At 55.5% G+C, this 14530-nt stretch carries 10 protein-coding genes; 3 read left to right on the top strand and 7 right to left on the bottom strand.

The window, feature by feature from the left end; all coding sequences use genetic code 11:
- Positions 1 to 135 precede the first annotated feature (135 nt).
- Positions 136 to 825 (top strand): NUDIX hydrolase, encoded by a 690-nt coding sequence (locus J3U88_RS12720; protein WP_207859145.1) that lies wholly within the window; start codon positions 136 to 138, stop codon positions 823 to 825.
- 24 nt (positions 826 to 849) lie between these two features.
- Here J3U88_RS12720 and J3U88_RS12715 read toward each other — a convergent pair whose 3' ends face one another.
- Positions 850 to 1554, bottom strand: coding sequence for an HAD family hydrolase (locus J3U88_RS12715; protein WP_207859144.1), 705 nt, complete (start codon positions 1552 to 1554; stop codon positions 850 to 852).
- A gap of 305 nt (positions 1555 to 1859) precedes the next feature.
- On the opposite strand from J3U88_RS12715, the gene J3U88_RS12710 reads away from it, so the two are divergent.
- Entirely contained in the window at positions 1860 to 2021 is a 162-nt protein-coding gene (locus J3U88_RS12710) for a hypothetical protein (protein ID WP_207859143.1), read from the top strand.
- Positions 2022 to 2114: 93 nt separating this feature from the next.
- On the opposite strand, the gene J3U88_RS12705 is transcribed toward J3U88_RS12710, so the two are convergent.
- From J3U88_RS12705 to J3U88_RS12695, 3 genes are all read right to left on the bottom strand, one after another.
- A complete protein-coding gene (locus J3U88_RS12705; protein ID WP_207859142.1) occupies positions 2115 to 4310 on the bottom strand; it encodes an ATP-binding protein in 2196 nt (731 codons plus the stop codon).
- 49 nt (positions 4311 to 4359) lie between these two features.
- Positions 4360 to 5235, bottom strand: coding sequence for a response regulator (locus J3U88_RS12700; protein ID WP_207859141.1), 876 nt, complete (start codon positions 5233 to 5235; stop codon positions 4360 to 4362).
- Between the two features lie 349 nt (positions 5236 to 5584).
- Positions 5585 to 6991, bottom strand: a complete 1407-nt coding sequence (locus tag J3U88_RS12695) for a hypothetical protein (RefSeq protein WP_207859140.1) — start codon at positions 6989 to 6991, stop codon at positions 5585 to 5587.
- Positions 6992 to 7625: 634 nt separating this feature from the next.
- Here J3U88_RS12695 and J3U88_RS12690 point away from each other — a divergent pair.
- Entirely contained in the window at positions 7626 to 8663 is a 1038-nt protein-coding gene (locus J3U88_RS12690) for a DUF2169 family type VI secretion system accessory protein (RefSeq protein WP_207859139.1), read from the top strand.
- Between the two features lie 68 nt (positions 8664 to 8731).
- On the opposite strand, the gene J3U88_RS12685 is transcribed toward J3U88_RS12690, so the two are convergent.
- The 3 genes from J3U88_RS12685 to J3U88_RS12675 all read right to left on the bottom strand — a co-directional run bounded on the left by J3U88_RS12685 (position 8732) and on the right by J3U88_RS12675 (position 14524).
- A complete protein-coding gene (locus tag J3U88_RS12685; RefSeq protein ID WP_207859138.1) occupies positions 8732 to 10687 on the bottom strand; it encodes a vWA domain-containing protein in 1956 nt (651 codons plus the stop codon).
- Positions 10688 to 11522: 835 nt separating this feature from the next.
- Complete coding sequence (locus J3U88_RS12680; RefSeq protein ID WP_207859137.1) at positions 11523 to 12485, bottom strand: transposase; 963 nt, start codon at positions 12483 to 12485, stop codon at positions 11523 to 11525.
- An 860-nt stretch (positions 12486 to 13345) separates the two neighbouring features.
- Positions 13346 to 14524, bottom strand: a complete 1179-nt coding sequence (locus J3U88_RS12675; RefSeq protein ID WP_207859136.1) for an acetate and sugar kinases/Hsc70/actin family protein — start codon at positions 14522 to 14524, stop codon at positions 13346 to 13348.
- Between the last annotated feature and the right edge of the window lie 6 nt (positions 14525 to 14530).

Raw genomic sequence — 14530 nt, 5'->3', positions numbered from 1 at the left:
CTGAGAAGTAAGACGATTCCTGGTTTTTAACATGAGAACCTTCCTTAAGGTCGCGACGCTTTTCCGGTTGGTCCTTTGTTCGCGTTACTGTAGGATTTACACTCAGAAGGAAAACAAGCAACGAAACGAGGACCCATGACCTATACCTATGAATTCCCCCGTCCATCCGTCACCGTCGATTGCGTGGTGTTTGGCTTTGATGAAGGCGACCTAAAGATCTTGTTGGTGAAAAGGCTGCTGCCCCCGTTTCAAGGTCAGTGGGCCCTGCCGGGTGGATTTGTACGCATGGATGAATCCCTGGAGGAAGCGGCGCGACGCGAGTTGGAGGAGGAGACCGGCCTCTCCGATCTTTTTTTAGAGCAACTGTACACCTTTGGCGCGGTGGAACGGGATCCGCGTACCCGGGTTATCTCGGTTGCTTATTTCGCGCTGGTCAAGTTGCAGGGCAAAAATTTGCGTGCCTCCGGTGATGCCGAGGCCACCGATTGGTTTTCCTTACGCGACCATCCCGAATTGGCTTTTGACCACCGCGACATCCTGGATACCGCCATCACCCGTTTGAAAGGCAAAGTCCGCTACCAGCCGATTGGTTTCGAGTTACTGCCTACCCGCTTTAAGCTCTCGCAACTGCAACACCTATACGAGGTGGTATTGGAAAAGCAGTTGGATAAACGGAACTTCCGCAAAAAAATCCAGAGCATGGGTTTGCTCATCGACACCGGTGAAACCGAAAAGCAGGTTGCCCACCGCGCGGCCAAACTCTATGAGTTTGACCGCGGCAAATACGAGGCCCTGGTGGAGCGCGGTTTCAACTTCGAGTTATAAGACCGACCATCGCCAAAAGTCCCCTTAACCGGCCCACTCGGTGATGAGGCCGGGCAGGTTGCGAATGTCGTCGAGCACCGGGAAGCGGTATTTTTTGAGGGTTTCCTCGTCGGCTTGTTCGTGAGCCCAGGTGCTTTGGTAGGGGACGTGGACCGCGTGCGCCCCGCAATCAAGCACCGGTAAAATATCGGAACGCACCGAGTTACCCACCATCAATACGCGCGATGCTTCAAGATCGTAGCGGGCAAATACCGCGCGGTAGGTGGAGACGTCTTTTTGGCTGACCACCTCGACCATCTGAAAATGCGGGCCAAGCCCGCTGCGCGCCAATTTGGATTCCTGGTCGAAGAGGTCGCCCTTGGTGATTAACATCAGTGGGTAATCGGCCGCGAGCGAACTAACAACCGGTTCGACGTTGGGGAGTGGTTCGACCGGCGCCGAAAGCATGCGTTTCGCTTCATCCAACAGATTTTTGAGTTCACCACCGCTGATGCGCCCTTCCGTAAGCTCAATCGCCGTTTCGATCATGGAAAGGGTGAAACCCTTGACGCCGTAGCCGTAGTAGGCCAAGTTGCGGATCTCGGTTTCGTAGAGCTTTCGGCGGATCCAGGCCTCGTCGTGGTAGGGTGCCAGCAGTTGGGCGAACTTGTCTTGGGTCATGGTGAACAGGGTCTCGTTGTGCCAGAGGGTATCGTCGGCGTCGAAGGCGATCACATCGAAAGCAGGCATGGCGTCTCCAAAAAAGGTCGGTATTTTTTTGATGAAGGTTGAGGAAGGCCGACGCACATCCTAGCGAAACGGGGTGCGAAGGACAAGCGGGTCGTGATCTGGATGGTTCGCACCGGAAATTTTGGGTTATGCGGAATCAACTAATTCACTGGGCTTATCGTCTATTGTTTGTCAAATCTGGAGTATTTGCGGTTGCCGTTGGTTCATCTTGTGACATGCCATGGTAAGCAACGTACGCATCACTCGCCGGATAAACGAACATTGCCTGACGCCCGATGGGGAAAGCATCGCGGAGGAGGGTTAAGATGTGTCTCAGCCTTGATCGCGCGATTTTGCCGCGTTTTGTTCTAGGATGTCATTTTGGCAAGCGTCTGCCCAACGCCGATTTTATGGTGCCCACGGCCCTGATGCATCGCGGCGAGCTTAGCCCGGATACCGCCTTAGTTCGCCGTGTCGCCGGCTTATAACCTGGGTGACCGATCACGGGGACCTTTCTCTCACGCGGGCGCCGTGTTTCCCGAGGCGCTCCGCTGAGCGGTTTGTTTGAAAGGTCGCGCTGTTCAGTTAGCAATTGGCTGTCCCTCGCGCAAGTCCCTGCCGTGGTTGGCGTGAATAAAGCGCAAATCGTCGACCAGCCGATGGGCGGCCTGCAACACCGAGGGCAAGGGGGCGTGGGTTTTGAGATGGTTCTCCAGGGTTTTGGCGTCTTCGCTGACCACCGGATAACCAAAGCTGGCGCCGTTACCGTGGTAGCGATGCGATAAGTCCAGCAACCTGCCGCGGTCTTTTTCCCGAATGGCGGTATCCAGTTGGTTGGCCGCGCCCGCCATCGCGTTCACGTAATCGGCAATTATGTATTTCAGTTTCGGGTGCTCCCACAGGGGTGAGGGATCGATTTTGAGGTTTTCGGACATTTCGGGTTCCGCCACCGCGGTTTCCTGCAACCGCTGTACCTTGGCCACGCAATAGTCGTGCACCGTTTTGACCAATCGTTCCGGTGCGACCGGTTTGGCCAGGTAGTCGTCGCAGCCCGCATCCAGGCACTTGGCGCGATCATCGACCATCGCCTGCGCGGTCAGCGCCACAATCGGGGTGGAAATTCCTTGGGTGCGCAGCGTTCGGGTTGCCGCGTATCCGTCCATTCCCGGCATCAACATATCCATTAAAATCAGATCAAAAGGCGTCGCCGCGGTTCTGACCTGTTTCACCGCGCGGCGGCCGTTTTCGGCGCAGCACACCTCCGCGCCGGCTTCTTTGAGGAAGTAGGTTAAGATGCGGCGGTTGTCCTCGCCGTCGTCCACCAGCAGCACGCGTTTGCCCGCCAAGGCACGGGCCGGTACCGGGCCCGGGGTATGGGTTGGCGCGCTTTTGGGTTGTTCCTTGCACGCCGCCAAGTTCCCCACGCACAGCGGCAAACGGATTGAAAAAACGCTGCCCCGGCCTGGCCGACTGCGTACGGCGATGTCGCCTTCCATTAACCCGAGCAATTGTTTGACGATGCTGAGGCCCAGGCCGGTGCCCTCGCGGTAGCCGCGTCCGTCTGCTTGTGAGAACGGGGAAAAAATTCGGGGAAGGTCGGAGTGAACAATGCCAATGCCGGTATCGGCCACGGAAATCGTGAGTTGATCGGGATGGCTCAAATCGCGGCGAATGGAAACCGTCACGTGGCCGCGGTCCGTGTACTTCACCGCGTTGCCGATTAAGTTGATCAGGATTTGCCGTAGCCGCAATTCGTCGGTATGCATGGATTCGGGCACGTCCTCCTCGATAATGCAAAACAAGTCGAGCAGTTTCTCATTGGCCTGCACCCGCATCAGGTCGATCACTTCGCCCACCAGCGCACGGATGTTGTGGGTGCTTTGTTTTAATTGGATGTGGCCCGCTTCGATTTTGGAGAGGTCGAGGATATCGTTGATCAGTGACAAAAGATGTTGGGCGTTGCGGCTGATGTTGGCGCCGATATCTTCTACTTCTTGCTCGTCCAAATTACCGCGCGTCAGCATTTGCGTGTAGCCGACAATCGCGCTCATCGGGCTGCGAATTTCGTGGCTCATGCGCGCCAGAAAATCACTTTTGGAGCGGTTGGCGCGCTCTGCCAAGGCCGCCGCTTCCATCAAACGGCGCGCCGCGACTTGGCGTTCTTGATCCCGTGCCACCCGTTCCAGCGCACGCGCGTACTGTTCCCCCAGTTGGCGCACCAAGGAACTGTCGGTGTTGCACCAGGGCGAAAGCCCCTGGCGGTGCTCGAAACCAAGAATGCCGTGGATCTCACCAAAAATCGAAATGGGAAACAGCAGCAGTGGTTCGAGGCCGTGCGCACGCAAATCGGCGGCGATTACCGGGTTCGTTTGAAGGATGTCTTGAGACGCTTCAACCCTTTCGCGTTTCAGGAAATTGGTGATCGCTGTTTGGAAATGGCGTTGTTGGTTGCGTCGATCACTGTTCGGATCCTCGTCCTGGTGCCACCACACCGCCCGACGCACCCAATCGCTATTCCGTTTGAGCGGCAGGACAAACCCGGTTTCGGCATTCAAAAAATCCCCGACGCATTTCAGCTTCTCGCGAATACCGATCTCCGGCTCCTCGCGACCACTAAAGAAGGTGGCGATCTGACCCAATAATTCGTGCATGTTGCTCAGCCGTAACAATCGCTGTTGGTCTGCGCGGCGGCCGGCAAGCTCTTGTTTCAGACTGCCGAGCTCAATTTGCGCGCGGGCCAGGTCGGCGGGGCAGGTGTTTGGGCTTTGTTCCGTCAAGGGGGTGCTCCTCTTCATTACTCGCTCTGGGTTTCAGGTTGGTGATGCGTTAAACAGCTTGGCTGGTGAAGCGTTCCACCGCGGTGACCACCCCGCGTTCCTCGCGTTGCGCGGATTGCTGTACCGTGTTTTCGAGGTATCGGGTCAGCGTGGGCAAGCTCGGTTTCGCGGCAAGGCGGGTTAAGGCCTCTAAGCTAATGCCGCCATAGCGGCTGAGGCGGCCCGCTTTGAGTTCGACCGCGATACAGTGTTGGAGCATGTCGAGCCGCTTGAGGACGCGCTGGGCGCGGGCGTTGACTTGGGCCGCACCGCCGTTGTTCTCCACATAAAGTAATAAGGCGGACCGTTTATCGGTTTTTTTGATGGAACAGCGCGGCCCGTATTCTTCCCGTAAGATCTGGCAGGTGTTTTCCAGGGCGATGGCCAGGTTAGCCTCATGTTTGGGGCCTTCCAAGGCCCGCGGCAACTTGAAAAGCATCGCCATGGCCATGCCGTGCGCTACCACCGGCTTTTCCTGGTGGACGCTTTTGGCGGCAAGCTGTTCGGGATCGCGGGAAAGAAGGCGCTGCAGCATCACGTGGAGGTTTTGCGGCGTAATCGGTTTGGAAAGGACCATGTCGGCGCCGACCCGTCGGGCAAGTGGCGCGTATTTGTCGCGGTCGGCGGCGGAAAGAATGGCAATTTTGGGCGGGGTCTTATTAATAAAGGTGTCGGTCTTAAAGGTGCGACAGGTGGAAAGGCCGTCGTTGTGCATGCGGATGTCGAGTACGACCAGCGAGGGTTTGATACGCGATTTGCGAAAGGTTTTTAAGGCTTCCGTCCCGTTGGAAGCCTCGGCGACGTGCCAGCCCAAGCTCCGCAGAAACAGGGCGAACACGCCGCGCAGGTGTGTGTCGTCATCGGCAAGTAAAACAGATTGGTTCATGGCCGCCTCCTGGTGTGTTGTGACACCCAGCAGCCTGGAGCAATCGCGATACCAACTTGGTAGTATGTGTAAGTGTGTGTAAATGTTTGGGTTATGTTGTTTGCTTTTGTGTCACACCATGTGTCACGTCTCATGTGAGACAGGTGTGACACAGCGCGAAACAAAAAATGAAACAGGTTGTGTCGCATTCACCGTTTTTGTTTTGGCAAAATCTCGATTGGGTGATGGGTCTTTTTTGCCTAAGAAGGGCTGAAGCGGGGGCTTTTGGCTAAAGATCTGGAGCGAAATGGTTTGGAACAGCGGGCCGGGGTCGCTCCAGACGCGTGCGACCTATTGCGCTGCTTCGGTTTTATGCCTCGGGATCCGACGCGCCATTGAGGCGCTCTTTGAGGATCGCGAGGTAATGGTATTGGTGTTGGCTCCACCAATCCGGTTCAAATGCCATGCCCGGCCCAAAACCTTTGCAGCGCGCCAGTTCCCATAGGGCGCGGCGGCGCTCGCGCAAGCAGCCGTGTTCCGAACCCAACTGGCTCAGCAGCACGTCGGCATGAAGTGGGCGACCAAAGCGATAACGGGTCTCCGAATCAAACCGGTCTTGGTGATCCAGCCACCAATGGTGCCAGCGCATCGGGTCGATGCTGGGTTGCGGCGGCTCCTCCGCCGTATGCATTTCAAGGGAATCCTCGCCGTCGAGGCTTTCCATGTCCAAACTGTCGAGGGATTCCTCGTCGAACGCTTCCGCGTCTTCCAGATCTTCGGTGATAACCTCGGCATCGGCAAGGGCCGTGTCGTCCCGGTGCCACAGTGGCGCGGCGGTAATTTGATACAGTGCATCGGCCACGGCCGCGCTTTTGTCGGGATGTTCCGACAGCGCGTCGATCAGCATCGGCACCGCTTGTGGGAAACCCCAGGCAGCCAAGATGTGGCGACAGAATTTGGGCTGTTCCGGGTTGGCCGCCATTTGGTGAAAAAACACCTCGTCCTCCATGCGGCCGTCAATCGCCATCAACATCGCCAGCCGGTTGGAGATCGGTTCCTGGGCTTGCAGACAGGCGCGGGCGTGAAGCCCGGGAAGGGGCGAGCCGAGCAGGTGCAGGGCCAAGGCGAGATGGTCGCGACCGGCTAGGTCGCCGGTGCGGTAACGTTCGCGCATGCTGTTTTCCAGGCGGGGGCGTAGTTCAATCACGCCCAGTTTGCCCGCGGTGATGGCGGCCTCCGCGGCGACCGCTTCGTCGTCATCCTCAATTAGGGTTAGCAGCAGCATGGGAATGTTGAGGCGACGGTAACCCAGGTAGGCGGCTGCAAAGGTGCGGCGTACCGGGTCTTTAGCGCGGGCTAAAATGTAAATGAGCGGCAGGGTTTTTTCCCCCGCCACGCTTTCCAAGCCGCGGCCAAGGGCTTTGAGAAAGGCCGCTGTTTCGGGTTCGTCCAAATCATCCGTGTTCTCAAGTACGGTGCCGATCTGTTCGATGCCTTGGTCCATGAGGGCTGACAACCAAATGCCCGCGCGCACCAGGCGTGTGTCTCGTGAGGACGTCATTTCACGAATGAAATCAGCATAGATTTCGGGTTGGGCCAAAATCTCGCCACCGCATTCCCAGATGCGTTGTTCCATCGCGGCGAGTGGGGACCAAGCGGCGAAGGGGTCGTTTAAAAAGTCCTCGCGGCGGTCAAGGGCCGAAATGAAACGGTCCATCGCGTGTTGTGCCTCGACGGGGAGGGAACCCTGTAAAGAATCATTTTGGATGTCAAACATAACGAACCTCAACAAAAAAACAATCCGTGACCTTGCCTTCAAGGCGGACGATGAATCGGGGCGACCCGCTTTCACTAAGTTTGGTGGCCTGTCAGGGAGGGAAGGTGCTCTGTAGGAATGACGCAACCGTGGGAAAACACGGGCGGGGTAGGTGAAAAGGAGAGTCGGCGTTACGATGGCTGTCTGCCAATAAGGTCCACCATCCTACGGTTTTAGACCCTGCTCCATCGGCCGGGGCAGCCTACCGATTCACTAAACCCTATCATTACCCGCGCAAACTCGGGCCTGAAGCGGTGATCGGAGCGAGCCTTTTGTGATACCAGATACACAGTCCCCGCTGTTTTACCGGTCTTTTGCATTGACCTCGGTGCATTAGCTGTATAACAGTTTTGGAATTAACCCGCCGTGTTGAAATCTCTCGGCGTTTCCCATTCTTATGATTCATTTTTTGACGGAAAACGACGCTTCCTGGGGATGTTTTCTGAACGGCGCGTCGTTGGCTTACTTTCTTGTACCGTCCTTGCCGCCCTTTTTTGAGGTTTCGCGTCATCATCTCCGTTGGTTCTTCTGATGTGACCGCCTCTTTTCGATCTGCTCCCCGCCGGTCGGCATTTCTTTTGAGGGAAAATCATCCATGAAGTTCGTTCACAATCCGACCCCCTTTTCGCTGGACTACTTTGTTACCGGCGACGCCCGCGGCGGCCAACACCTGACCGCCGTGCTCAGTGCTACTTTTTTACTTCCAGCCGCCGGCGCTTATCCCCACGGGCCGCTTCAGCCCGCGGCGCGCCAAAAATCGGTCTCGCGCGGTGAACGGTTCACCGCTGGTCCCGAGTCGAGTTTGTTGGCCGATCAGCAAGCCGTCCTTTTTCGTCCCGGCTGCGATATCGCCCTTTATGGCAAGGCACGCACACCCGGTGCTGTGCCGCTGACCGAAATGGAAACCCATCTCAAGGTGGGCAGTGTCGAGAAACGGGTGCGTGTTTACGGGGATCGTGTTTGGAAACGCCGTTTGGTGGGGTTAACCCCGTCCGCGCCCGAGGCTTTTGCGGAAATGCCGTTGGTTTACGAACGTGCATACGGCGGACGCAGCCGTTACCCGCGCGGGCAAAGTGGCGGGCTTGACACACGCAACCCCGTGGGGATCGGCTATTACGAAAGCAAACGCGCCGCCGCGGGACAACCCTTGCCAAATTTGGAAAACCCCGGTGCCCTGATTCAGCGTTATACGGATCGACCCTTCGCCGCCGGTTATGGGTTGATTTCACCCTCGTGGCCCTCACGCGCGCGATATGCAGGCACTTTTGATTCATTTTGGTTGGCCGAACGCGCACCGCGATACCCGCGTGACATTCAGCCCCGTTTTTTCCAGGCCGCCCATCCCGATTTACAAACCCTGAACCCCTTGCGCGGTGACGAAAAAGTTTGTTTAACCGGCTTTTCACACGAGGGCACCATTCAGTTTAATCTCCCCGGTCTTGAGTTTTTGTGCCGGTGTGTGTTCCGTTCACGCCGAGATGCGGGCGCCATGGCTTTAGACGGATTGTATTTCGATACTGAAGCGGGGACCGTTGAACTCGTGTACCGTGCCTCATTCGCCACCCAAGGCAACACCCAAGAATTTTTAGGGTTGCATGTCGTTCATTCGGCCGACGCCGAGTCGGTCGCCTAACGCAGGGCGTAACACAAAAACCCGCGATGTTTGAGGACGCCGCGGGTTTTTTAATGTGCGACCGGGTATTACTCGACCGTGATCGCCTTTTTGGCAAGGACGGCCCCTGCGCGTTCGTTGTTGTAACGGATTTCGTAGGTGCCCGCTTCATTCGGTGCGGTCAAAGTCGCCGGTGAGCCATCGCGCGTGTAGCGGTAGTCGCCGTAAGACGCCGCGGCAGCGCCGACTTTGACGATTGTAATGTAATCGGAGGCACCGTCGGGACCTTGCCATTTGATCTCAATGGGCGCGCCGGTTTTGACTTTATCCGGTGCATCCAGCGTGATTTTGGCCGGCGTCAAGGTAAGCGGCCGACGTGCCAACAGTTTGTCCCCTGAGCCCACCATGTATCGCAGCTCATAGGCGCCGGGTTTGACCGGCAGGTCGATTGCGAGTGCTTTGCCGTCTTTGGTGTAGGCGTAACCGCTGTAGGCCGTATCGTTGCTACCCGCCTCGGCTACCGAAATATAATCGCCCGGCCCGTTGGGGCCTTGCCAGGAGACCGTGACTTTTCCGCCTGCCATGGCGCTTTGCGGGGCTTCGAGGTCGGCCGTGGCACCTTGGATCACAACCCTGGTGCTTGCCAGGACTTTGTTCTCACCACTGACGTAACGCACCTCGTAATCGCCTGCCTCAGGCTTCGCAAGTAATTGTGACGGCGAACCCTTTTTTGTGTATTGGTAGCTTTCATAAGCGCCGGGCGCACTGCCCGCCGGCACAATGGTGATGAAGTCACCTGGATTGTCCGGCCCGGTCCAGAATGCCTCAAAGTAATTACCGCCTGGCAAGTTCGCTGCGACGTCGAGGCTGATTTCGGGTTTGGTGGCGGTCACCTCGGCGCGCGCCAGTACGATTTCGCCGCCCATCGGTTGCGTGGCGACCAGACGTGCTTCCATGGGCCCAACTTCCCCTGGCAAGTAAATGGTTACTTGGCCTTTGCCGTCGGGCGCGTATTTCCAGTCGCGGTAAGCACCGTCGCTTTGCTCGGGGGTGACAATGGTGATCCAGGGTTCTCCGCCCGTGGGTGCGCCCTCGTAGAAAACGGTAACCGCTGAACCTGCTACCGCTTCTTTGACCGAGACACGGAGGGAGGCATCGCTTTCGGGTGCCAGTTCGAAGCTGAATTCGTTTTTTTGGTCGGCGTTGACGGCAATACCGCTGAACACTTTGGGGCCGCTGTGGACGTCGTCTACCGCGATATCGAAGGAGCCGGGGGGCGTGCTCAGTTGGTAGCGGCCTTGACTAAGGGAGAAGGTGTCTTGGGTGGCTTTGACCGGATCTACCAGCATGACTTTGGCATCGGTGACCGCTTTGCCCTTGCGGGTGAGTCGTACCGTAACCGGTAGTTGCTTGCGTTCCAGGGTAACCTGTTCCTCAACCGCGGCGGAAAGTACCTTGCTGAGCGAGGCCGCGTCGGCGACATTTTCTAGGGTTGCGTAGCGGGAAAAAACCGCAACCGCTTGGTCGTCTAGGTCCAGGCCGATGATGCGCAGATCAACATCGACGCCGGCTTCTTTGAGTTTGGCGACGGCGGCTTCCACATCGCCACCGCAAGATTCGAGCCCGTCGGTAACCAGGATGATCGACTTTTTGCCCTGGATGCCGCTGAAATCCGCGGCCGCGGCCGTTAGGGATTTTGCGATGGGTGTTGCACCTAAGGCGCGTGCCTTGCGAATGGTTTTGAGGAGTTGGTCCCGATCCACGCCGGACATGGGAACGAATAGGGCCGTGTCGTCACAGGCGCCGTTTTCCTTATGGCTGACGCGTGAGCCGTAGATGCGAAGACCGACTTGCAGACCGGCGTTTTCAGCGGGGAGGCTGTTGACTACTTGTTGAAGCACGTCTTTGGCGGTGGTTATGCGATAGCGCCCGTCTTCGAACTTGTTCCACATTGAGCCGGAGGCATCCAAGATGAGCTGAATATGGGTGTCTGCTGCGAGTAGGGGCGTCAGGCAAAGCAACCATAAACCAAACCAGGTTTTCATAGGGTAATTCCTTCCAAGGAGGGTTGTTGGTGTAAGAGATGGTATCCCTATAGCATAGTGCGTTTCGGCGGAGGAAGGTTGCGGAAATTCTCGGCAGGGGACAGGCAAGCGAAAGTCCTCGGCAGGGGACAGGCAAGCGAAAGTAATTGGTTTAAATAGGGATAAAACGTACAGCGGTAGAAACCTTGTCATCAGAAGCAGTGAGGTGGATTGTCCGGAAGGTGACTGCTGAGTGCCTGTAAGTTTCGGAAGGTAATTGGAAAATTGTCTCGGGTTGTGACAGGCGGGGGAAAGTTTCGGAGTCCCCCCGAAAGGGGGTCAGGCAAGTGAAAGTGATTGGTTTAAATGGGGATAAGGCGAAAGGCCGAAAGGGGGTCAGGCAAGTGAAAGTGATTGGTTTAAATGGGGATAAGGCGTAATTAGGTAGAGGCCTTGTCACAGGGGGGTAATGACTTGGAGAGTTTGTGGGGGAAGGAGAGGTTCATTTATGCGAAAGAGCGGGGACTCAGCAGCCCGTTTTTCAAGAATCTCCTCGCTAACCTGCAATTCTCACGAGGAATTCTGCCACGGGGCACCCATGCGATTGCGAGTGGCGGCCTTGCGCATTACTCGGTCGAGCCGCCTTTGCCTCAGCTGCTACGCCGATAGGTCGGACCCCGAATGGTCGGCCCCGCGAAAAGTCGAACCCCTGTGGCGTCTCTCGGTCGCAATCTTCGTACTCAACAAGACTTTCAGCTTCTTGCGCCGAATCTTTGTGAGAAATGCGGGCTAACTGCCTGCGAGTTGACACACCTTTGGCGTTAATACAAGATAGCTTTCTTTTAAGTATTTGTATTTATTTGCCTTGTGGTTTTGTGCTGTTATTTTGTGTGGGCCGTTCCTCAGAACGGAAGCGCCTTCGCTTAACCCCCTCTTGGCGGACTTTTGTCATCTTTTGCCCCTTGGTTTGTTCCTTCAGGGCTATCTGGTGGTGGAATTCTTCTGATCCAAATGCTTGGTTTGACCAATCCTCAGGTGCTCTGGTTGCAAACGCATTCCGCCACTCATCGAGCTCGGCATCGGTTAGGGGTAATTCGAATGATTCATCGCCCATTTCGCGTTTTGAGTGCGGGCCGTAGAGTCTCAGCGCTAATTCGTCAACGAACTGGACATAGGTACGAGCGCGACATTTGCGGGGTATCCTTCTTAGAAAATCGATTGCGGGGAAATCAATCTTTTTCCTTTGAGCAAGCTCAAGCTTCAGACGGCCTGCAGAGCACCAAGGGTAAGCCGATGATTTTCTGCATATACCTGCCTTTACTGGATTATGCTCGATATAGCACATGACTTTTAGGAGACCAGATTCATCCTCAATGACCTTGCTGTTGTATCTGGCGCCCCACAAATGACCTTTTGTTTTTCGGGCGTGATTGAACGCAATCGCTGTCCGCATATTAATGGATTTCATGAATTCGGATAGATCGGTGAAGCGCTTATAGCAGGCATGTGCCAGTTCTGGTTGCCATCGCCTTTTGCTTTCATTGATTTCCTGGAGACGTTCAAATCGAATTCTGAGATCTTCGGGATCCTTTGGCGGTTTCTGAACCTCAAGGCAAAGATGATAATGGTTGTCCATAATCACCCATGCGAGAATGTTCACGTAAAAAACGGATGCTACCTCTTGGAATTTGTCCAGCATAACTTGCTTGAAGCCTGGGACATGGCCATCGCCAAAGTAAAATTCCTGTTGCGCAGTTCGGTTCATCACGTGATAGTAGGCAATGGGTTTTTCGAGTTTGATTCGGGGGCGGCGACTCATGTTGTGCCTCCCCCGATTGGTCGACCAACCGGATTGCCGTTGTGTTTGCGAAACCCTCGGACGCTACCTGTCTTTTGGCAAATAAAAATCCTTCCGGCGATTAAAACCTCATCAAACTGACAGGTGGGGACCGTCGTTTCACAGGTTCGCAGGTTGGTAGTGCCAAGAAGCCGGTTGACGTGTTCTTGAGCTAAATTAGGTCGGGCGTTCTGAACAAATCCCTTTATCGAATCTTTCCAGAGGAACCCGTGTCGGTGGTGCGTATTTTTACGCATGAAGTTGTTTTTCATGAATCTCCATGCGAGGTTTGGCAAATGTGATTCTAGCAGCAGTCGGCAAAGTTGAGCGTTAGAAAATTACAAGGCGAAAAAGATTTAATCAGTGGTTTATTTGAAATGTTGAATGGTTTCTAGTCGGTTGATCTTGTTGGTATGTGGGTGCTGTTTGGGGGCAATGGAAAAAAAGAATGCAAGTGGCAGGTGTTTTGGCTTGCCCGTCCCCGTGCGGAACCGCCGGTGTGCACCCAAAGAAAAATAGAAATCCAAATATAAGAGGAGTTTAGACTTGCCTGTCCCCATGCAGTGCGGCGTCCCACTTAACGATGAGGCGTTGCGACGCCGTGGTCCTGTTAAGGATTGGTCTAAATGAAGGCTGGAAGTGGTTTTGGTTGGTGTGGACCTGTTTGCGGTTAAAGGCTAAAGCCTTTCTGTTACCACGCGATGCGCTGGTTGAACTGAAAAAAGGGGGAACCCTGTGACTAGGTGTAGAGGGGGAGCATAAAGCAAATAAATCAAAATAGTTAAGGGGGTCTGTCCCCCTTCGGAGGGAAAAACCGGGGCAGCGTCGTGCCCCGGGCTGGGTTAGGATTTTGGCTTTTTGCCTGCCTTGTATTCGGCCGGTTCGTTGCCCAGGTTGGTGTCGATCACCGCACCTAAGGTCCAGCTACCGTCGTTGGGCAGGATCTTTGCCCCGCGATCTTCAAAGCCGTAACCCTCTTTAATCAAGGTGTGGAAGTAGGCCGCGTTGTAGCAGAAGGTTTTGAGGAAAAACGGGTGAATTCCTGAGTATTGCTCCTTGAGCGCGTCCCAATCCATCGCACAGTATTCACGGCCTTTTTCGGCCAACGTGTTTAGATCCACGTCCGGGGTCAGACCAAAGAATTCAAAGGTCTCCTTGAAGGCCGGCACGGCAAAATAAGAGATGTTCGCTCGGGATTTAACCGGATTCATGAAGATGCAGTGGGGACCGCGGCTGTGCTCCATATTCTCGCAGATGGAATTAAATCGCTCCATAATCTCGTTGGAACAATCGTCGAAATCACCGGTACCGAAACCGAAATCCATGGGATACTTTTTCGGGTAACACGGTGAATCAACCGACAGCTTCATGGCTTCCACCTGGCCCATAAACAAGTAACTACGGGCGTAAACATTGTACTCCTTGCCGCGGAAGGTCCGGCCGATGTGGTGCCGTTTGAAGGCTTTTTTGCGGTGGAAAGCGATTTGTGTGGATGCGCCGCCCATCTCCAAAATGCCCTCGCGCGCTTGGGCCGGGTCGAATTGGTCGTTGCTATAATTGAGCGCGATCCAACTATACAGCGCTTCGTAAGAACCGGCCAAAATCACCCCGCCTTTGTAGGCGAAGGACCCGTCCGCGCTGAAGAACCCGTTGACATCGTTCATAATTTGGTCGCGCTCTTTTTTGATGGGCATGCGCATGCCGGCGGTGGCCATCAGGCGCAACGGGGTCGTTTTCTGTGCGTCGGCGGGTACCTTCTCTTTCGCGAAGTCGACGAGGGTCTGTAGGTTGGCTTTGGCCGCCGCGGGATCTTCGTTCCAATCGGAAATGCCGGGATTGACGGAAGAACTATCGACATAAGTTACCGCCGGCAGCTCGTCGTGTTGGTTGGGCTGGACTTTGTAAATGTAGATGCGTGAACCGCTGCTGCCCGCATCAATCACGAGCGAATACTGGTCGGCGGCGGTTAATGGAGCGATCAAACATAGGGCAATCAAACAAAAGGCCGTAAAACGTTTCATTCTTTT

It is taken from the genome of Acanthopleuribacter pedis (genome assembly GCF_017377855.1).
In the GTDB taxonomy this organism is placed as follows: Bacteria; Acidobacteriota; Holophagae; order Acanthopleuribacterales; family Acanthopleuribacteraceae; genus Acanthopleuribacter; species Acanthopleuribacter pedis.
The sequence above is the reverse complement of the archived record's forward strand: the minus strand, read 5'-3'. Positions and strand labels throughout refer to the sequence as shown.

What these genes read in the sequence shown, in the direction of transcription:
- J3U88_RS12720 (WP_207859145.1), top strand. Translation starts at nt 136, where the DNA reads ATGACCTATACCTATGAATTCCCCCGTCCATCCGTCACCGTCGATTGC.
- J3U88_RS12715 (WP_207859144.1), bottom strand. Translation starts at nt 1,554, where the DNA reads ATGCCTGCTTTCGATGTGATCGCCTTCGACGCCGACGATACCCTCTGG.
- J3U88_RS12710 (WP_207859143.1), top strand. Translation starts at nt 1,860, where the DNA reads ATGTGTCTCAGCCTTGATCGCGCGATTTTGCCGCGTTTTGTTCTAGGA.
- J3U88_RS12700 (WP_207859141.1), bottom strand. Translation starts at nt 5,235, where the DNA reads ATGAACCAATCTGTTTTACTTGCCGATGACGACACACACCTGCGCGGC.
- J3U88_RS12695 (WP_207859140.1), bottom strand. Translation starts at nt 6,991, where the DNA reads ATGTTTGACATCCAAAATGATTCTTTACAGGGTTCCCTCCCCGTCGAG.
- J3U88_RS12690 (WP_207859139.1), top strand. Translation starts at nt 7,626, where the DNA reads ATGAAGTTCGTTCACAATCCGACCCCCTTTTCGCTGGACTACTTTGTT.
- J3U88_RS12685 (WP_207859138.1), bottom strand. Translation starts at nt 10,687, where the DNA reads ATGAAAACCTGGTTTGGTTTATGGTTGCTTTGCCTGACGCCCCTACTC.
- J3U88_RS12680 (WP_207859137.1), bottom strand. Translation starts at nt 12,485, where the DNA reads ATGAGTCGCCGCCCCCGAATCAAACTCGAAAAACCCATTGCCTACTAT.
- J3U88_RS12675 (WP_207859136.1), bottom strand. Translation starts at nt 14,524, where the DNA reads ATGAAACGTTTTACGGCCTTTTGTTTGATTGCCCTATGTTTGATCGCT.